Raw genomic sequence first — 17,025 nt, forward strand, 5'->3', positions numbered from 1 at the left:
TTTGAGACAATCAATCAGGCCGCATACGCGGCCTGAAACTATCAACCCCACGTGTCAACCGAAGTGGGTGCAGTCCCGGCTGTGTTTCGGCGAGCTAACGCAGTCGTTCTACTTGTCTGTGGTGGGGCGAAAAAATGCATCGGCGCGGGTTGTTTTGCGGGCAGCCCGCACCTAGTTCGAGATACGTGAATCCGCCCATGAGACCGTCACTCTGAAGGGGGCCGCGAGTGCTTCAGGCCACCACTCTGAAGGTCCGCAATGACGAATCGGTGGCATCGGGCACCGCCATGCCCGCACTCAGTCCGGACTGTAGATAGTCGACCACGTCCCTGTTCAGGCATTCACCGGGCACCACGACCGGAATCCCGGGCGGATACGGCGTAAGTTGCTCGGCGGCGATACGTCCGGCAGCCTGCGCGCCGGGAACCATCTCGGTTCGACCGAAGAATGCTTCGCGCGGAGAAGTCACGGTATCGAGTTGAAGACTTGCCGGAGAGGGCAACTCGATGGGCGGGGAAGCCGGAAAATCCGATGCAGCAATAGATAGTGCCTTCAAACCGTCCAGCAGTCTCCGGGCGGTTTCTCGGTCGTCTGCGGCGGAGATCGTTGCGAGAATACGACGATGATCACTCATCCCTACGTCGATCAACCGTTGCGCCCGGAGCCAATCCGCGCACTGGTATCCCGTCGCGCCCGTTCCGGCAACGTCGATCAAAACCTGAAGTCGGTCCAGATCGTGTGATGCCTGATGCCCCAGCAGTTCGGAGTCGAGGACCTCGAGACCCGGGAGCAATTCGATGTCTTCCCGGAGCGAAGCCACAAGAGTCAGAGCAGAATCCAGCATGGCATGGCCTGTCTCCACCATCTGACGACGCCAACCGTCCAGGGCGGAATAGACCAAGACATTGGGACTCGTCGTCATCAACAGATCGGCACAGGCCGAGAGGTGCGCCGCGTCGACGAGATCTCCCTGGAGGTGAAAGACCGACCCTTGTTCGAAGCCCATCCCCATCTTGTGGACGCTGACCACGCAGATGTCTGCGCCTGCGTCCATCGCCCAGGTGGGCAGCCCTTCGTGAAACGGTAGATGCGCGCCCCAGGCTTCGTCGACGATCAATGGCTTCCCTCGGCGGTGGCACTCGTCGGCGATTGCCGCGATGTCTGCGCAGGTGCCGTATGGACTCGGGCTGACGATCAAGGCTCCCGCCGCATGCGGGTTCTTCTCCCATGCCTCGCGGACCTGCTCGGGCGATGGCGGATGTGAAATGTGATGTGCAGCGTCCCATTGTGGCGTTATCCAACGGGGTGTGATCCCGGAAAAGATTAGCCCCGCAACGATGGACTTATGGCTGTCTCGGCCGAGGAGTAAGCCTCCGGGGTCGTTGCCGGCGACCGCCATCATCGCTGCTTTGACCGAGAGGGAACTTCCACAGGTTGAGAAGAACGCATAATCCGCGCCGACCGCATCCGCCATCAACTGCTCTGCCTCGGCGAGGTAACCGTTGGAGGATTGTCTGTCGTCGAGACCGGATGATGCGAGTACGTCGTTACGGAAAGGCTCTCGGCCCAGAACATCGAGTACCCGTGCGTCTGTACCCCGTCCTTGTCTGTGGCCCGGCGGCGTGAACCCGTACCGGTCCAACCGATGGTATTGCTTCAAGGCTTCCAATAGCGGTGCACGACTCTGATCCATGCACTCCAAAGTACCTAAAATGGCCCAAACTTTGTTCACCCCAGAGTGGTTCGGACAAGTTTCTTGCGCCGCGGCTCAGACCGCTTCCATCTCGACTACGGCGGGAGGGCGAAGTATGCAGTAATTGGTTCGAAGACTTCTTCTCTGGGAGCGACCCTCCTCGCTGTCGGTGCACTCCTGGGGAGTAGGTCGAGTCTCGCGAGTCGAGATTCGAGGCTCCGATCCGAGTCGGAGGATTGAGTGCCGGTACTTTACGGGGGTGGACAGATCCTCTTCCGTATCGCCCATCGTTGTTCGTGAGCAAGGTATTCGATGAGCTTCTTCTCTTCGAATGCGCGCAGCCAACCTTCCATCGGCCATCGCCGCCAACGCCGATAGAATGTGTGGGCGTTGACGAGGATGTCGTCCAGATGTTCTAGAGGCGGGTCCGATACAGGATGAAATTGGTGGTACGCGTCGGCACCACCGATCCACCGCAAACCTACCCCTTGAGTACGTGCGGTCCAGGCAAAGTCGGTGTCCTCTCCGCCGTAGCCCGCGTAGTCCTCGCAAAATCCGGGCAGCGATCGCCAGGTCGACGCGGTGACAGCGAACGACAGCGACCAGAACAGGTCGTAGTTTTCACTTTTTGTGATGCGAGTATCCGCGGGTGCCGGCCTTGCCCTATGTGGATTGCGGAAGGAGGAAAGAATGTTGATTGCAGAAGATCCGTCGACTGGGGCTGGAAGGTACGTGACAGGACCGCACAACAGAGCCGAGGCGCAGTCGTTGCGTTTCGCCGCTGTCCGGTATCGCTGGACGAGTTGAGGAGAGGCTATGCAGTCCACGTCCAGGAAGACGAGAATGTCAGCTCCTCGATATAGAGCACGCGCCGCCCCGATATTGCGCGCTCGGGCAAGTGGAAGGGGTTCTGCTGCAGAGTGTTCGATGTCCACGACGTGCGCTGGGCTGTTTACTTGTTCTACCGTCGTCTTCACGGATGGGTCTCCCATGGCAACAACGATGTGGTCGACAGACCGAAGATCGCTGCGAGTCAGGGCGGAAAGGTGTGCGCGCAGATGCGAGCGGCGACCTTTCACAATGGTGATCACCGCCGCCGTCACGTCGAATTACCTAGCCGCTCGGCGATCATTTCAATGACGGCGGCCGCTCGGTCTGCGGCCCCCGTCGTTCTCCAACTGCTCCAACCGTAACCACCAATTGCTGACGCTTCGGCGATCAAGCTCGGCCAACGATCGGCGACTGGCCAGTGCGGCAGAGAGACCGACAGATTGTGTGCCGAGAGTGCCTGTGCGGTTGCTCGTTGTTCCTCAAAAGGTCGATCTTCGCTGATAACGATTGCGGGCCGTTGGGCGGCGGCGACGTCGGCGATCGAATTTTGTCCGGCGTGGGTGATCACCACGTCGCTGCTACACAATTCCCTCCATGGGTCATCCACCCACTTTGTGTCTTTGACTCCCAGGGCCGTCCATCGGAACGAATCATGCTGTGCTGCACACGTTTGGACGTCATCCAAGGAAATTCGCGATCCGCCCGCACCGCTCAACACGAGGACACCGGGTTTGGGACTATGTGATGTGTTTGCGATTTTCTCTCGTCCGTCGAAACGACTGATTCCGCCGACGTAGCTCGTCTTTGCGGCGAACTCGTGCAGCCAGTCAGGCTCGTAAATTTCCCTGGGCCAGGCTGCAATGATGTGATCGGCGATCCGGTAAACGAGTTGATGTGCGGGGTCGGTGCGTTGTCCCGGCATCGCGACCACGACAACGGGTATCCCCATCAGTCGTACGAAGACGGCAACTTCGACAGACACGTCGACAACTATCGCGCGCGGCCGGGCCATGGTTATCCACTCGGCAATGTGCATCATTCGTGAGCTCAGTCCATGATCGTGAAACGGAGCCCAGTGAAACGCGCCGTTGACCGTCGGATTGCGTTGACTGCTTGTGGAGTCCAGTGGAAGGCGGACATGATCAGCGAAGGGGCTGTCACCATCGAGGTTTGCGCTGGTAAGGGCGGTAACTGGGGAGCCGATTCGCGCCGTGATCGCCGAGGCTCGCGTCAGATGGCCCTTGCCGTGATGATGAATATAGTATCCGATCATCGACGATTCACTTCTCGAGTATTTGCTGTGGCACAAATCAATTCGCGATAGATGTCGGTATATCTGTCGACCATTGCGCGCTGGGAGCAATGTGTGACGGCTCTCGTCCGTGCGGCAGAGCGCGGCAACGTTGTTGCTTCGGCTATCGCACTTGCTATTTCGTCGATGTGATCCGGTTGAACCAAACGCCCGCAGTCGGGAGTAAGAATCTCTGGTATGCCGCCCTTTTCGAACGCTACCACCGGGGTACCGCACGCGAGCGCTTCGGCTATCACCAGCCCGTATGGTTCGTCCCAAAGCGGAGTTACCAAGGCGACAGCGGATTGACCTACGGCAGAGCACAATTCACTGGACGATAGATGGCCGAGGTACTGCACGTTGTTGCCGAGGTGTGGTTCTATCATCTCGGAAAAGTACTCGGTATCGCTGATAGGTCCGGCTAGTGCCAGCGGCATGTCGACTGCACGCGACGCAGCGATTGCTCGATCTGCGCCTTTCTCCGGCACGATGCGCCCGAACCAGATCAGGCGATTACCGCCGGGGCCGGGAGCCCAGACGTCTGTGTTTACACCGTTGGGTACGACATCAACTGCTCCGGTGGCGTGCTCCCATGATTTAGCGGTGTGTTGACTTACAGCAGCGAATCGGCCGCGCTTACCGCCTGCAGCGATCGCCGACTCCAGCCAGGGAGTTGGCGGAGTATGCAATGTCGTGAGCAGTGGCGTGGCCAGCGTGCGCGCCATCGCCACCGGCAGGTAATGCAAGCTGTGGTTATGGACTACGTCGAACTGCCCGGCCAACTCGTTCGACAGCCGGAGCATAAGGTCGAGATAGGCGTGGTGTTCGTCCATAAAGCGCTCCGGAGGCATCGAGATGTCTTTGCGTGCTGCGGAACTTGTCGGAGCGGGGCGGACATCGATCAGGTCGCAGGAAAGGTTGCCGTCGGAGCCGGGGCCGGCGAACAGCGTCACGTCGTGACCGTCCTGCTTGAGGGTTTTCGTCAATTGCCATACGTGCGCTTCCAAACCGCCTTGGAAGGGTTCACGGACGGGGTGGCGGCTGGAAGCCAGCAATGCGATCCGCATCGATGTCATCCCAGTGCCCGTTCGTAGATGTCGTGATGGATTTTCGACAACCCGCGACGTTGCCGAGCCCGCGATGCCCAGGTCGCACGATCGGGTTGCTGACCATAAGTGCGCCGGACGGCGAGGTCCAGTGACGCTGCATCGAAATGGTGCTCGTCGAATCCGTACACCTGGCAGTTCTGCTGCTCCGAATAGTATCCACAGCTGGGCACGATCACGGCAGTCCCGAGATCATGGCAGGCTTCCATCCACCCGGAATGTGTGCCAAATCGGTACGGAAGTACCGAGACGGACAGTCCCATCAAGTATTCCCACAGCTCGTCATCGGAGAAGTATTCATGGATGACCACATCAACGCCGGGGCGACGTGCGTATTCGGTGAGTCGCGAGGCGGCTTCTGGTGCATACCAGTGGTTTTCAGGATCAAACAGCTCGTTGTGAACGTTGATGCGCAGGCGTGCGCCTGGAAGCGTTGTGATCGTTTCTGAAAGCGTGTCGAGGACGGGGAACGGGTCCATGTTGGGCCGAAGAGATTTGACATGGACGCCAACGGTGAATGTCGGCGTTTTCGAGCGAGGAAGTTCGAACATCTCTGGGTCGATGACATGAGGATGAGGGAGGACTGTGCAGTCGCGATCCCACTCTCTCGCGGTGTACTCGGCAGCTCCTGGTGTTAGGGTGATCAATTCATCTGCTGCAGGGATCAACACATCGAGCAACTCGCGGTGAGCACCCGGCGACGGGTGGTGGGGGTTTCGCAAATCGTGAACGGTGTAGATAAGCGGAATATTGTGGGTACGCAGTTCATGCACAATATCGTTCATGGTGGGGCGGGCGATGGCGTCGAATCCGAAATGAACGTGAAAGGCATCAAAACTGCGATGGTTGGAGCTGATCCACGCCGGGTCGAGCATCACGGGTGGCCACCAGCCGCCGGGGACCTTTCGGCCGTTCTCCGGGATCGGATCCGGCAGCCGCAATGTCGGTTCTTCTCCATCTGGGACGGTCAGATGACGAACATAGACATGCGAGGCAGGCACCGAAGCGATACGAATCATCAAAGTTTCCTCCATTGGCGGCGAGGTCCGATTGGCTGGGCTCGGAGCGAACAAGACGGAGGGATATCAGATTTCACGACTGTTGTTGCAGCAGAGTCTGTCTCACGGCGGCGCCACGTGGATTGTGTCGAGAGAAGAGCCAGAATGTATTGACAATTTACGGCCAGAGAGGCGAGACGAAATTGCGAAGTTAATTCTTCCCCAACGCTTTTCCGGAAAAGGCGAACAGTCGAAAACGAAGATGCCCGATGAGTTTCCTGCTCGCTGACTAGACCGTCAACTGGGTGGAACCGCGACGGCGGATGGGACTGACGGAAAACTCGTATCACGCTGCGAGATCTCCGATTTCGGTGCGTAGAACCTTGAGGGACTGCATGAGCAAGCGTGAGACATGCATTTGGGATATACCAATTTTCGCGGCAATCTCCGACTGTGTCAGTTCGTCGAAGAACCGATAGAGAACGATCATGCGGTGTCGTTCGGGCAGTACCTGTAGGACGGCTCGAAGGGTCTCGTGGTTGTCGATTCCTTCGATCGCCGCGTCGTAGTCCCCTAAGGTGTCCCCGATAGGGCGTCCGTCATCTGATTCGACAATGTCCAGAGACGCAGCGCGGTATGAACCACCGATTGCGATGATTTGTCCGATCTCGTGAGGTTCGACCTCGAGTTCGTGGGCCAATTCGCTGGTCGTCGGTTCTCGGTACAAGGTTTGGGTCAGCGAAGGCATCGCCTTTTTCAGCGCCAGATGTCGTTCCTGCAGGGCGCGTGGAACGCGGACGGCCCAGCCGCGGTCGCGAAAGTGCCTGCGGACTTCGCCCATCATGGTCGGTACCGCGAATGACAGGAAGTCGGCGCCTTTGCTGAGATCGAAACGGTCCACAGCGGCAATGAGTCCGAGTCGGGCGACCTGGAGGAGATCGTCATGAGGCTGTCCGCGCCCGCGATACCGATTGGCGACGTTCTCGGCGAGCGGCAGGCACGACTCGATGATCTCTGTCCGGAGCCGCTCCTTGGCGGGGGTGTCGTCAGGCAAGGACGCGAGTTCGGCAAAAAGATCGATGACGTGAGCGTAGGTATTTGGGTCCTTCGTGGATGCTCTCACGCTTCTGCCCTCTGGTTTACTCTCAAGGAGAGGCCCTGGGCGATTCGGGCCTCCCGAGCGCAATCCGCTTCGACAAGAAGTTGGGGCATAACCCCGTTCCTGCTCGAAGATGGGGGACGAGTACGAAACTTTGGCTTCTGACGGTGCAGCGGCGTTGCCCCAGTGGGTCTTGTCGTTGATGCACTCGGTTTCTTGGTTATCGTCATTGTGTGCTCCCTCGAATAGGGGTGTGTTGGGCGGTACGGGGGCGCCTCCTTCGATATGTGCTCCACAGCCTCGTGCCCCGGAATCTGTAGCGGTCCTTCCGGGTGTGCATGTCCGCGTACCCTAAAATCTATACCAGCAGATATAGATTATTGGCAACAGTGGAGAGCCAAAAATTGACCCGGAGGTGCCTGTCGGAACGTTGAATTTCCTGCGAGAACAGCTGGAATATCTCCGAAATAACTCAAGATGAAGCGGGGGCACCGCCCGTAATAACTCAAGATGAAGCGGGGGCACCGCCCGTGCACATCTCAGTTTCCCAGAGCCTTCGAACGTACGCCCTGCTCCATGGCTGGGGTAGGCCTTCAACCTGGCGCCGTGACTACGGAGGCAACGGCTCCTGGGCAGCGTCCGTCGTCGTCTCGATACTCAGCGATGTCGCACAACGTGGAAACATCGATGACTAGGACGGAGCGTAGTGGGTAGTCGAGGTGTGGCACGAGCACTGTCCTAAATCGAAGAGAGGTAGATCGTGACTTCAACACCGCCAGAACCTGATCCGGCAAATACGCCCGACCTTGAGGCGGGCGGCGGCGTTGCCCCGGGCAGCACGCCCCCGGAAGCTGCGCAAACTTCGGGTTTGTCCGCGCCGGAACCTTCGACCAGTCGCCGATTCCCACTCTTCGGCATCTCAGCGTTGATCGCGGTCGCGGTCATCGTGCTGGTTTTCGTGGCAGTGGCCGTGGCATTGCTCCTGTGAGCGCGTCACGGGTTCTATGCGCGCGGTTCGTCGTCGGAGACGCAACATGTTGCGGTATGAGGGTGTCTGCTGAACACCTGCGATGCCAGGTTGGTGTTCAAACGGGGACAAGACAGTCATAGTCGAAAGATGAACCGATACAAGATCACTATGCCGGACGGCTCCTGGACCGAGGAATCGTTCGAATCGGACAAGGACGCGATCAGTTGCGCCACAGAAGTCAATCGCGGGGTGAGCGACCACGTTGTCGTGGAACGATACGCACAGGACGGGCACCTGATTCCCACTACCCAAACCGGAGTCAGTCACGGCATCCGCCGGAAGAGGCATCGTCCGAAAAGCTAACCCAGGAAAGCTATTGTCCGGTTCCCGCTATGGAAGTCTGAGTTCTCTGCATCATTGTCAACGCTGCCCGCGCCTGCGTGATCGGTCCCGACAGTTCCGAATCGGTACGGTGCACGGCGGTTGGGTCGTGCGGCGAAGTGTCGCGGTCGATTGATCAAGCGTGCACGCCGATTCCGCTGGTAAACTCCCGAATCCGGCTGGCTGGCCGATCCGATGCGAGTGGGGCAGTCGGACCTCCAGAACCAGTTCGTAGACCCTCGAAGAATTCTCCGAGAACCTCCGTCGGCGTGCGCGTGGGCAACCAGTCGAGTTCGATACGAGCACGGGTGCAGTCCATGTTCGGAATCCGCATGACGGTGTCGAACAGACCTGACGTCGCCGGTATTACGTGTGCATACCATGCAGCTCGAATACCCGTTCTGATCATGCTTTCGGGCACATCGATCAGTCGCGCGCCGAGCAGATCTGCGATGGTTTCCATGTCGACCGGCGGATCTGCCGCCAGATTGAATGCCCCCTCGTGCTGGCCCACGGCGGCAGCCACGTAGGCATCTGCAACGTCGGCTGAGTGAACGACCTGCATCGTCAACTCGGGCAGACGCGGCAACACAGGAATCCACGGGCGTTTGGCAAGGGAACCGGGAAGAAATGGCCCTGCGAACAGTCGTCGCTGCGCAGAGGCGGACTTCTTCTGGAATGTGAAGCTCGGACGCATACGCACAGTTCGGGTGTGATGGCGTTCCTGAAAGGCGTCGAGACACCGCTCCAGATAGGCCTTCTCGCGCGGATAGGCAGCATCTGGCCATCCGTGGGTCGGCCACTGCTCGGAGACGGCAGGTTGTCGATTTCCCGGCGAGTACGCGCCGACGGACGAAGCATGTATCAACACCGGGACTTCCGTCTCAGCGACCGCGTGGAAGACACGTATCGAACCCAGGACGTTGTTCTCCCAGGTCACTTCCGGACGGTGTGTCGGTTGGAACAGCCACGCCAAATGGATGACCACGTCAGCCCCCTGAAAGTGGCGATGAAGATTGTCCTTGGAGACGTCGGCGACCGCGAACTCGACTTTGGGTACCGACCACGTTGTGGGGCGCCGGGACAAGCCGAGCACCGAGCCGACGGATTCGTGGGCGCTCAATGCCTCTACGACACTACTTCCGACGTTTCCCGTGGCGCCGGTGACAACTATCCGCTTTCCGCTCATTGATCGGCGGTACCCCGCGGTGAGCCTGATGAACCATTGAGTGGTCAAACGAGCAGAAAAGTAAGCAGTAGTTGAGACGCATGCCGTCCGTGGGAATCGCTCTTCCGAAGTGGGAGTCATCGTCATCGGACACTTCTGCCTACAGGGTGCGGGAGATGCTGTGCGGGAGCTCATCGGTTCTCTTGGTGCAGTAATTTCGCAGTTCGTCTTCGATCATGGCGGCTTCGAGATAATGCGGTTCGGGGCGAGCATGTCGCACGGGCAGACGTATGCGATGTTCCTCCGTCGCAGCGAGAATGGACTCCGACGCGCCGGAGAAAACTCGTTTCTCCGTCTCGGCCGAATCGTGGTCGACGAGTCCGAAACCAGGCGGTGCCGGGAGGTTGGGCTACTTGTGGGTGCGGTCCACCCTCCACCTTCTTTGGTTCAGCAGGACTGTCTCTAGTTCGGTGTTTCGGCCCGACAAGCTGAGTGAATGTTCGGCGAGGAGGTGCCAAGATGACGACACTGGAAGATGTGGCGAAGAAGATGGCCGAAGGGCCGTCGGCGGAAGCGGCCGCGGAGTGGGTCAGGTTGCGAAGGAGCAAGGTCTGTCGCTAACCGGGCCGGACGGTTTGCTCAAACAGTTCACCGAAACCGTCCTCGAAACCGCCTCGGCAGGAACCCCGTGGACAGGTGCCTGCGCGCGAATACCTCAAACAATTCACCGGGTGGAAGCACGTCGCGACACCGACCGAACAGTGGCTGGGCACCTCGATGCGCGAGAATCACGGAGCCGATACCAACCCGGAAGGTAATCCCGCGGTGCGCGGTACGAAGCCCTTCACGCACGAACAACACACAGCGACACCCTGACCCCACAGCACAGCATCCATCCCTGCTCTGTCCGGCGCCGGCCCATCCGCTCTCGGGAACGGACGAGACTTTGAGTGGGCGGTCCCGGTGTGCCTTGACGTGGCCGGCCGGTTTCGCCGTGGTCACAGACTTCGGTAGTCATACTCGTCGGTCCCGCCCCGGCGAGGGACTGTCGGGGCGGGCGGTTGCTCGTCCTTGCCGGCTGCCTCGATAGGCGTGTATCCGCGCGGCGCTCAGCCATCGGGGTCGCAGGACCAGCTCGGGAGGGCAGTTCAACACAGGATCGAAGTCGGGATGCGCCTCGTCCGCCATCTGCCGGACCTCGAAAAGGCTTAGGTGCCCGGCAGGGACAACCTCCCCGGTCGGCGATGCGAGGCCCAAGTCAAAGCGCAACGGTCCCTTCGCTATTGCCCGCATCAGCGCAGCAACGGACGTGCTGGTCGGATGCGTTCCGACAGGTATCGCGAGGACCCACCGGAGTGTCTCACCAGCCTCGTAGGGCATCAAGCTGCTGTACTGGGCGCTGCTCCAACCGGCAGCAGGCAGGGGCAGGACTCGAGTGGCGGTGGACGTGCCGGAGCTCGCCAACAGAATGTCCCATTCATCGGTGCCGTCGGAGAGTTTCAACGCGAGCCCGAGAACATCGGGCAGTCCTGAGGGCGTTCCGATACCGCCGGAGAGGCGAGCGATCAACGGCTGAGGCGACGGCAGCGTCGACGGCCACCACGTCGAATCGAACTCGACCTGTCCCTGCACCACCAGGCCATAGGGGTGAAAGACTCGCGCACCGCGCAGGGTTGCGGCCACCCGGAACGGTACTTCGATGAATACGGTCCGGAGCATGCGGAGCGCACATCGAGTTAAGTTCATGGTCTTTGCCCTCAACTCAGTGGGTGGCTACGGACAAGTTGCGAAACTGCACGGGCTTGTCGTGCTGGTGCTCCGCCAGACCGGGTGGGGCAGTCTGGCGGAACGAGGCGGGTCGTCCCTCTCAATACCAACCGACAACTCACCAATGCAGTCCAAAATACGCGTTGCGCCGGGTGCATGCCATCTGTCCGTCGGCGGCACGGATACACCCCGCCGGCAGGGTCATTGGGGTAGGACGCTTGATCCTGTGGAGTTGGCTGGTTCGGAGAAACCTCTTGTGTGTTCGTCGCGGGGGTCGAAGGAGCGCTGTGGAATGCGCAGCAGTGGCGTACGGAGTTCGACGGGCTACGTGAGGCGATGAAGTCGCGGGCGGTGATCGTGCAGGCGAGGGGGTGTTGATGGTGGTGCGAAGAATCGACCGGATGCGGTATTCGGAGTGCTCGAGCAGTCCCAGCGCAACAACGTTCGAATTGCGTAGTGGCGTCGGAGTTGATCGATTCGGTGACGAACCGCTGACGAACCGCTGACGAACCGCAGTACAGCGCTCGGTAGGGTCTGGACGAAGTGCTCAGCACTTGTTTGTCGGGCATCGTTCGTACTCACACTTCTTCTCCATCACCTGGCCGTCGTCTTCAGTGAATGCGTGGAAAGTAGTGCGCTACAACCATTACAACTCTTCAGGTACGTCGAATTTGAGCGCGCCCGGACGTGCCACTGCTAGTCGTGGATCCTCTGCTCACCTCGATGTCAACGACAATCCGATCAACCGCGAACGCGCAACCTTTGCGCTACGGCGGTGGGGTGGCACCTCGATTGCATCCTTCTGCGACGGCACACACAAGAAGAGAAACAAAATGCAGATAATCTATAGTGTCAAAGTAAGATTATTAACTGTGCACGCTACGATTGCAACAACGACTTTGCTTCGACACGCACTGTCGCAGTTTGCACCACTGCCAGGCAAGGCTCGTCCAAAACCGTCGATCGTCACTGCATACAGACCACTCGAGGAGTTGCCCATGCTGCTTCGTCTGCCCGGCGTCTACCCCCCACAAGAGGACACGTGGTTGTTGGGCGACGCGTTGGCCGCGGAGAAGTTGAGGCCCGGCTCGCAGGTGCTCGACATCTGCACTGGCACAGGCGCGTTGAGCCTGCGCGCCGCTGCTGCTGGTGCCGGGCATGTCACTGCGATAGATATCTCGCGTCGTGCGGTCGCCACCACCTGGATCAATGCACGTGTGCAGCGTCATGCGATTCGGGTCATGCGCGGAGATCTGACCGCACCGGTTCGCGGTCAGCGCTTCGATGTGGTGGTGTCCAATCCGCCGTATGTTCCGGCACCCGACGATGTCCTGCCCACTCACGAAATAGCGCGGGCCTGGGATGCAGGTGTAGATGGAAGACTGCTACTGGATCGGATCTGTGTGCAGGCACCGGGAGTGCTTGCAGAATCCGGGATCCTGTTGGTCGCGCAGTCCGTGCTCAGCGGGGTCGAGAAGACCCAGTCCATGTTGGAAGAACAAGGTTTGACCGTCGAGATCGTTGCCCGAGCGGAAATACCGTTCGGGCGAGTCCTTACCGCGCGGGCCGCACTGTTCGAGGCCCGGGGACTGATTGTGGCCGGTCAGTGCACGGAAGAAATTGTTGTCTTCCGCGGCGTCAAGTGAGTGCCCAACTCCGCTGGTTCGCAGAGGCCTACGTCGTGAAGCTGTCGACCTGTGGAACATATGTGAACCCCGTTTCCGTTTCCCGATGCCGATGCCGGAGGTGCCTGGTCGGGTCGATGGCGACCTGGATGAGCAGTCGGCTCTGTTCCAGGATGTGTCGTACAGGTTGGGCGATGACGCCGACGCTTCATGACCTCGCCGAGTTCCGTAGCCGAGCTCTCCAGCCGTGTCCGCGCACAATCTCGCGGTGCCGGTCAACGAATGGCCGGCACTCGAATCCTGGCCCGACTTGATCGCCGCGGCGCGGGCATTCGATCGCGAAGGATGGTCCAAGTGGCGGACGTCGGGCGCTGCTGCCCGTGCAGCGCGAGTAACCGGGTCAGTCGTGAGACGGCACAAGGCCGTCACTCCGTACATGTCCAACATCGAGAAGGGCTGACCGTGTATCCAAGAAGTCAATAGCCCTAACCCTTTCCGAGGGTTGTCAACGACCAACGTCTTCCCAATCTCAGTTGGGCGATCGCCTATCAAAGCTACGGCGCCTCGCGCGACTGCATCAGCTACGAATTCGCCGCCGTGGTGCTCGGCACCTGGTCACGCTGCATAAATGTCCGGGCTGCACATGACGAGAATCCTGGAAACTTTCGCTAACCACGAATTCTTCGGTTCTGTCGAGCATCTCGGATGCAACTCCGAGATACTCGGCTACCGCGGCCAGGGGTCGGCTCGGTTGATCGGGGACCCTGGTCGACATCACCCCAGGCCTGTCAGAGACGAGGATCCTCCGCTGTCGACGTCCGCTGGCTCACGACGGGACTCCACGGGTGATAGACGCGGCGTCCGAGGAGGCGTGCCGCACAAGAAGTTTGATCGCGTGCTCTATCGTGGCGGCTACAATGTCCTCCGGTTCGCCTGAGAATACTTGCTTTTCGGTGTCGGCTCTTCCGTGGTCGACGATCCCGAACCAGACGGTCCCCGGGGGCACGTCTTCTTGGGTCTGCGGCCCGGCTTCCCCGGTGACGGCGATCGCCAGTGTGGTTCCCAACAGGGTGGCTGTGCTGTGCGCCATGGCTCGCGCGGATTCTTCGCTCACGACAGGGCCGTTCGGAACGTGGAGGACCGACCGCTTCACCTCCCGGTTGTACGCGACGATCCCACCACTGAACCAAGAACCGGCATCTGGCGCCTTACCGAGGTGTGCGGCAATATTGCCCGCCGTCAGGGACTCTGCTGTTGACACCGACAAACCTCGCGCCATTGCGACACTCGCCAGGCGCTTGCATAGTTCGTCGAGGTCGGTTTCGGTCGGCAAATCGGGCCGAGGGTCGTTACTCATGTCCAGTCCTCTCCAACAGATGTCGAGCACTCGTATTGTGTCGCTTCTCGTTCGAGCCTGTCAGCGGATCTGCGCTGCCCTGTTCTGGAGACGAATCGATTCCACACTGATTTTTGCCTCCCGTGAAATGTTCTTCGGCAGATGGTTTCGTAGATACGCAGCGACTTCATTGTCTACGTGTTCGATTTGTAGCGTCACCTCGGTCACGCCGGTGTGCGAATCATCCGAAGGAGGACACAACCCTTTGGCGCCAGCGTGAGAACCTACCCGATATCGGTGCCGGTCCGCGTGGTCTCCGTGTGGGTAACTCGGAATCCCATGCCGGTCAGCAGCCTGGAAAGATGCTCCGTTACATCGCCGTCGGACTCCTGAGTTCAGGGGGTTCGATACCGACAGGTTTTCTACCCGAATGTTCCCGAAACCATGCGGGGGAGCGCATCGTTTCGGAATGGACTGCGACAGAATCACGTGCCTGACAGTTCGGTACGACGACTACTTCGATTCGGACAACGAAGCACTCGTGGCAGCGACGAACGCCCACTTCGGCAGTAATCGAGGATTTGCCGATTCGCTGCAGCGCCGACACTCGCAGCGGCTTTGGCAATTAGCAGTGCCGACCTGGCCGTACGCAACTTTGCGGGCCAGAAGAGCGACGGGACTTGCACCCATCCCGTACGCCGTGTGGTGCGGATGCCACCATCTTGTCGACAGCGATTTGGAGCTTGAATCGAGGGGGCTAAAGCGGAGGGTAATCCGTGAAACGCACTACACGCGAATGCCCTCACCGTAGCGAACACGGACCCTATGACCGCGGAAGATTCTGCACCGTAGATCGCTCACTCCTCAGCGGCCACAGATCGCGGCGCCGCCTACTGGCTCGCACACAGATGCTGCAGATCCCGGTTGGGGTACTCCAAGCACTCCCCTCGGAACGCCAACGACACGACGCGCGATCGCTGCTGTCCGAAAACGTCGGCAATTGCGGCCTTGCGATTCCCAATGGGCCCCAGACCCGCAGTGGCACTGCACCCGCCTACTCACATCGCTAGAGTCCATTCATGGACACACTGCGTGAAAGCATCATCGAAGAACTCGGCACAAAGCCGACAATCGACGCCGCAGCAGAGGTTCGCGCGCGAGTCCAGTTCCTCAAGGACTACGTGCGCTCGACCCCCGCCAAAGGGTTCGTTCTGGGAATCAGCGGCGGTCAGGACAGCACGCTCGCCGGAGCCCTCGCCCAACGCGCCGTCACGGAATTTCGCGAAGAAGGCCACGAGGCCGAGTTCGTCGCCGTTCGACTCCCTTACGGCGAGCAGGCCGACGAATCCGATGCTCAGATCGCACTCGGCTTCATCAAGCCGGACCGCTCTCTCACCGTCAACGTCAAGCCTGGCGCCGACGCCACTGCCCGTGAGACCTCCGAGGCTTTGGGGAACGGTGAACTGCGTGACTTCGTCCGCGGCAACATCAAGGCGCGCGAACGAATGGCCATTCAGTATGCGATTGCCGGTCAGCTCGGCTACCTGGTGATTGGTACCGACCAAGCGGCGGAAGCGATCACCGGCTTCTTTACGAAGTTCGGCGACGGAGGTGTCGACATCACCCCGCTCACAGGCCTGAGCAAACGCCAGGGCGCTGCATTGCTGCAGGAATTGGGCGCACCGGAGAGCACGTGGCGCAAGGTTCCGACGGCCGATCTTGAGGACGATCGACCCGCGCTGCCCGACGAGATCGCCCTGGGTGTCACGTATTCGCAGATTGACGACTACCTCGAAGGAAAGGACGTTCCCTCCGAGGTAGCCGAGAAGCTCGAGAAGATGTTCACAAACACTCGTCACAAGCGCACCGTGCCGGTTACCCCCTTCGATACCTGGTGGCACTGAAAGCAACATGGTGTCGGAGACACAGTTCGATTACGTAACTGTCTAATCGGTGGATTGAATCGTGGTGATTCAGCGTCACTTCGTCATTGTTCGGGGCGCGACGGCTAGATGTACTCGAACGTCTATTCTGCGGCCATCGAGCAGTTGAAATTGCGAGGACAGATCTTGCGGCACCATAAGTTTCGACGAGCAACCCGCGGCAGCGAAGTTCGGAGAACGCGAGTGGAGCGGGCAAGGTGAAACAGAGCTACTTGGCGCGATGCTGCAGTCAACACGCACTTTGATGCGCTCCTGCGACTACGCCTGACGAAGGACCGAGGGCGTGCTGATCGAGAGAAGCGGTGCGGGCCCCACCAACCGGCGCCGATCCCCAGAATGGCTCGTCCGCCGGGGGAAAATGGTTCCCCGGTGGCATCCGATCACCGTCAGGTCTCACGGGGCGTCTACCGTCTGGAGCGCTTGGCATGACCCCCGTGAAGTGACCCGCAAGTTATGAGAATCCTTCCGCCCTGATCAAGGGCATGAAAGGCTTCATCTCATGGCTGGACGTAAACGGCATACGCCCGAACAGATCATCCGAAAACTGCGCCACGGCGACGAACTCGCCGCCAAAGGCACCGACGTCGAGGAAATCGCCCGACAGCTCGATGTCTCGGTGCCGACGCTCTACAACTGGCGTAAACAGTACGGCGGCATGAAGGCTGACGACGCCAAAGAGTTCAAGGAACTCAAGAACGAGAACGCCCTGCTCAAGAAGCTTCTCGCCGAAGCTGAGCTCGAAAAGGCTGCCCTCAAGGAGATCGCGAAGGGAAAATTCTGAGCCCGACCGCCAAACGAAACGCTGTCGTCATGCTCC

The 17,025-nt window shown here is 59.8% G+C and carries 15 protein-coding genes and 2 pseudogenes; 8 read left to right on the plus strand and 9 right to left on the minus strand.

Features of this window, described 5'->3' with window-relative positions; all coding sequences use genetic code 11:
* Nucleotides 1-232: 232 nt before the first annotated feature.
* The 6 genes from V2B23_RS29380 to V2B23_RS29405 form a co-directional block, all read right to left on the minus strand.
* Nucleotides 233-1,693, minus strand: coding sequence for an aminotransferase class I/II-fold pyridoxal phosphate-dependent enzyme (locus tag V2B23_RS29380; protein ID WP_430953480.1), 1,461 nt, complete (start codon nucleotides 1,691-1,693; stop codon nucleotides 233-235).
* A gap of 251 nt (nucleotides 1,694-1,944) precedes the next feature.
* Nucleotides 1,945-2,628 carry a glycosyltransferase family 2 protein gene (locus V2B23_RS29385; RefSeq protein ID WP_430953481.1) on the minus strand — a complete coding sequence of 228 codons (684 nt, stop codon included), beginning with the start codon at nucleotides 2,626-2,628 and terminating at the stop codon, nucleotides 1,945-1,947.
* A 164-nt stretch (nucleotides 2,629-2,792) separates the two neighbouring features.
* Entirely contained in the window at nucleotides 2,793-3,797 is a 1,005-nt protein-coding gene (locus tag V2B23_RS29390; RefSeq protein ID WP_430953482.1) for a glycosyltransferase, read from the minus strand.
* The gene (locus tag V2B23_RS29395) at nucleotides 3,794-4,891 is read right to left on the minus strand and encodes a glycosyltransferase (RefSeq protein ID WP_430953483.1); all 1,098 of its coding nucleotides are present in this window, start codon (nucleotides 4,889-4,891) and stop codon (nucleotides 3,794-3,796) included. The genes V2B23_RS29390 and V2B23_RS29395 overlap by 4 nt, the downstream gene beginning before the upstream one ends.
* Nucleotides 4,888-5,940 (minus strand): glycosyltransferase family 1 protein, encoded by a 1,053-nt coding sequence (locus V2B23_RS29400; RefSeq protein WP_430953484.1) that lies wholly within the window; start codon nucleotides 5,938-5,940, stop codon nucleotides 4,888-4,890. Before V2B23_RS29400 ends, V2B23_RS29395 begins: the two co-directional genes overlap by 4 nt.
* 325 nt (nucleotides 5,941-6,265) lie before the next feature.
* Entirely contained in the window at nucleotides 6,266-7,042 is a 777-nt protein-coding gene (locus tag V2B23_RS29405; RefSeq protein WP_430953485.1) for a SigB/SigF/SigG family RNA polymerase sigma factor, read from the minus strand.
* A gap of 736 nt (nucleotides 7,043-7,778) precedes the next feature.
* On the opposite strand from V2B23_RS29405, the gene V2B23_RS29410 reads away from it, so the two are divergent.
* Both V2B23_RS29410 and V2B23_RS29415 read left to right on the plus strand, forming a co-directional pair.
* Nucleotides 7,779-8,006: a DUF6480 family protein gene (locus V2B23_RS29410; RefSeq protein ID WP_092808336.1), complete on the plus strand. Its 228-nt coding sequence runs from the start codon at nucleotides 7,779-7,781 to the stop codon at nucleotides 8,004-8,006.
* 129 nt (nucleotides 8,007-8,135) lie between these two features.
* A complete protein-coding gene (locus V2B23_RS29415) occupies nucleotides 8,136-8,351 on the plus strand; it encodes a hypothetical protein (protein ID WP_430953486.1) in 216 nt (71 codons plus the stop codon).
* A gap of 154 nt (nucleotides 8,352-8,505) precedes the next feature.
* Here the strand turns inward: V2B23_RS29415 and V2B23_RS29420 are convergent, their stop codons facing one another.
* The gene (locus V2B23_RS29420) at nucleotides 8,506-9,558 is read right to left on the minus strand and encodes an NAD-dependent epimerase/dehydratase family protein (RefSeq protein WP_430953487.1); all 1,053 of its coding nucleotides are present in this window, start codon (nucleotides 9,556-9,558) and stop codon (nucleotides 8,506-8,508) included.
* A gap of 498 nt (nucleotides 9,559-10,056) precedes the next feature.
* Between V2B23_RS29420 and V2B23_RS29425 the strand changes: the two are divergent.
* Both V2B23_RS29425 and V2B23_RS29430 read left to right on the plus strand, forming a co-directional pair.
* Nucleotides 10,057-10,211 (plus strand): annotated as a pseudogene (locus V2B23_RS29425) (IS256 family transposase); the annotation flags it as partial.
* 22 nt (nucleotides 10,212-10,233) lie between these two features.
* Nucleotides 10,234-10,413: a hypothetical protein gene (locus tag V2B23_RS29430; protein ID WP_430953493.1), complete on the plus strand. Its 180-nt coding sequence runs from the start codon at nucleotides 10,234-10,236 to the stop codon at nucleotides 10,411-10,413.
* A gap of 138 nt (nucleotides 10,414-10,551) precedes the next feature.
* Here V2B23_RS29430 and V2B23_RS29435 read toward each other — a convergent pair whose 3' ends face one another.
* Nucleotides 10,552-11,256 (minus strand): hypothetical protein, encoded by a 705-nt coding sequence (locus V2B23_RS29435; RefSeq protein WP_430953488.1) that lies wholly within the window; start codon nucleotides 11,254-11,256, stop codon nucleotides 10,552-10,554.
* A gap of 1,046 nt (nucleotides 11,257-12,302) precedes the next feature.
* Here V2B23_RS29435 and V2B23_RS29440 point away from each other — a divergent pair.
* Both V2B23_RS29440 and V2B23_RS29445 read left to right on the plus strand, forming a co-directional pair.
* Nucleotides 12,303-12,950: a HemK2/MTQ2 family protein methyltransferase gene (locus tag V2B23_RS29440; protein WP_430953489.1), complete on the plus strand. Its 648-nt coding sequence runs from the start codon at nucleotides 12,303-12,305 to the stop codon at nucleotides 12,948-12,950.
* 247 nt (nucleotides 12,951-13,197) lie between these two features.
* Nucleotides 13,198-13,389, plus strand: a complete 192-nt coding sequence (locus tag V2B23_RS29445) for a hypothetical protein (RefSeq protein WP_430953490.1) — start codon at nucleotides 13,198-13,200, stop codon at nucleotides 13,387-13,389.
* A 366-nt stretch (nucleotides 13,390-13,755) separates the two neighbouring features.
* Here V2B23_RS29445 and V2B23_RS29450 read toward each other — a convergent pair whose 3' ends face one another.
* Complete coding sequence (locus V2B23_RS29450; protein ID WP_430953491.1) at nucleotides 13,756-14,286, minus strand: CinA family protein; 531 nt, start codon at nucleotides 14,284-14,286, stop codon at nucleotides 13,756-13,758.
* Between the two features lie 1,058 nt (nucleotides 14,287-15,344).
* Between V2B23_RS29450 and nadE the strand changes: the two genes are divergently transcribed.
* On the plus strand, nucleotides 15,345-16,169 hold the full coding sequence (nadE, locus tag V2B23_RS29455; protein ID WP_430953492.1) for an ammonia-dependent NAD(+) synthetase: 825 nt from the start codon (nucleotides 15,345-15,347) through the stop codon (nucleotides 16,167-16,169).
* A gap of 538 nt (nucleotides 16,170-16,707) precedes the next feature.
* Nucleotides 16,708-16,983: pseudogene (locus V2B23_RS29460) on the plus strand (transposase); the annotation flags it as partial.
* Nucleotides 16,984-17,025: the final 42 nt, after the last annotated feature.

The organism is Rhodococcus sp. 24CO (genome assembly GCF_050586165.1).
In the GTDB taxonomy this organism is placed as follows: Bacteria; Actinomycetota; Actinomycetes; order Mycobacteriales; family Mycobacteriaceae; genus Rhodococcus_F.

What these genes read in the sequence shown, in the direction of transcription:
- V2B23_RS29395 (WP_430953483.1), bottom strand. Translation starts at nt 4,891, where the DNA reads ATGACATCGATGCGGATCGCATTGCTGGCTTCCAGCCGCCACCCCGTC.
- V2B23_RS29390 (WP_430953482.1), bottom strand. Translation starts at nt 3,797, where the DNA reads ATGATCGGATACTATATTCATCATCACGGCAAGGGCCATCTGACGCGA.
- nadE (WP_430953492.1), top strand. Translation starts at nt 15,345, where the DNA reads ATGGACACACTGCGTGAAAGCATCATCGAAGAACTCGGCACAAAGCCG.
- V2B23_RS29450 (WP_430953491.1), bottom strand. Translation starts at nt 14,286, where the DNA reads ATGAGTAACGACCCTCGGCCCGATTTGCCGACCGAAACCGACCTCGAC.
- V2B23_RS29440 (WP_430953489.1), top strand. Translation starts at nt 12,303, where the DNA reads ATGCTGCTTCGTCTGCCCGGCGTCTACCCCCCACAAGAGGACACGTGG.
- V2B23_RS29380 (WP_430953480.1), bottom strand. Translation starts at nt 1,693, where the DNA reads ATGGATCAGAGTCGTGCACCGCTATTGGAAGCCTTGAAGCAATACCAT.
- V2B23_RS29415 (WP_430953486.1), top strand. Translation starts at nt 8,136, where the DNA reads ATGAACCGATACAAGATCACTATGCCGGACGGCTCCTGGACCGAGGAA.
- V2B23_RS29420 (WP_430953487.1), bottom strand. Translation starts at nt 9,558, where the DNA reads ATGAGCGGAAAGCGGATAGTTGTCACCGGCGCCACGGGAAACGTCGGA.
- V2B23_RS29435 (WP_430953488.1), bottom strand. Translation starts at nt 11,256, where the DNA reads ATGCTCCGGACCGTATTCATCGAAGTACCGTTCCGGGTGGCCGCAACC.
- V2B23_RS29400 (WP_430953484.1), bottom strand. Translation starts at nt 5,940, where the DNA reads ATGATTCGTATCGCTTCGGTGCCTGCCTCGCATGTCTATGTTCGTCAT.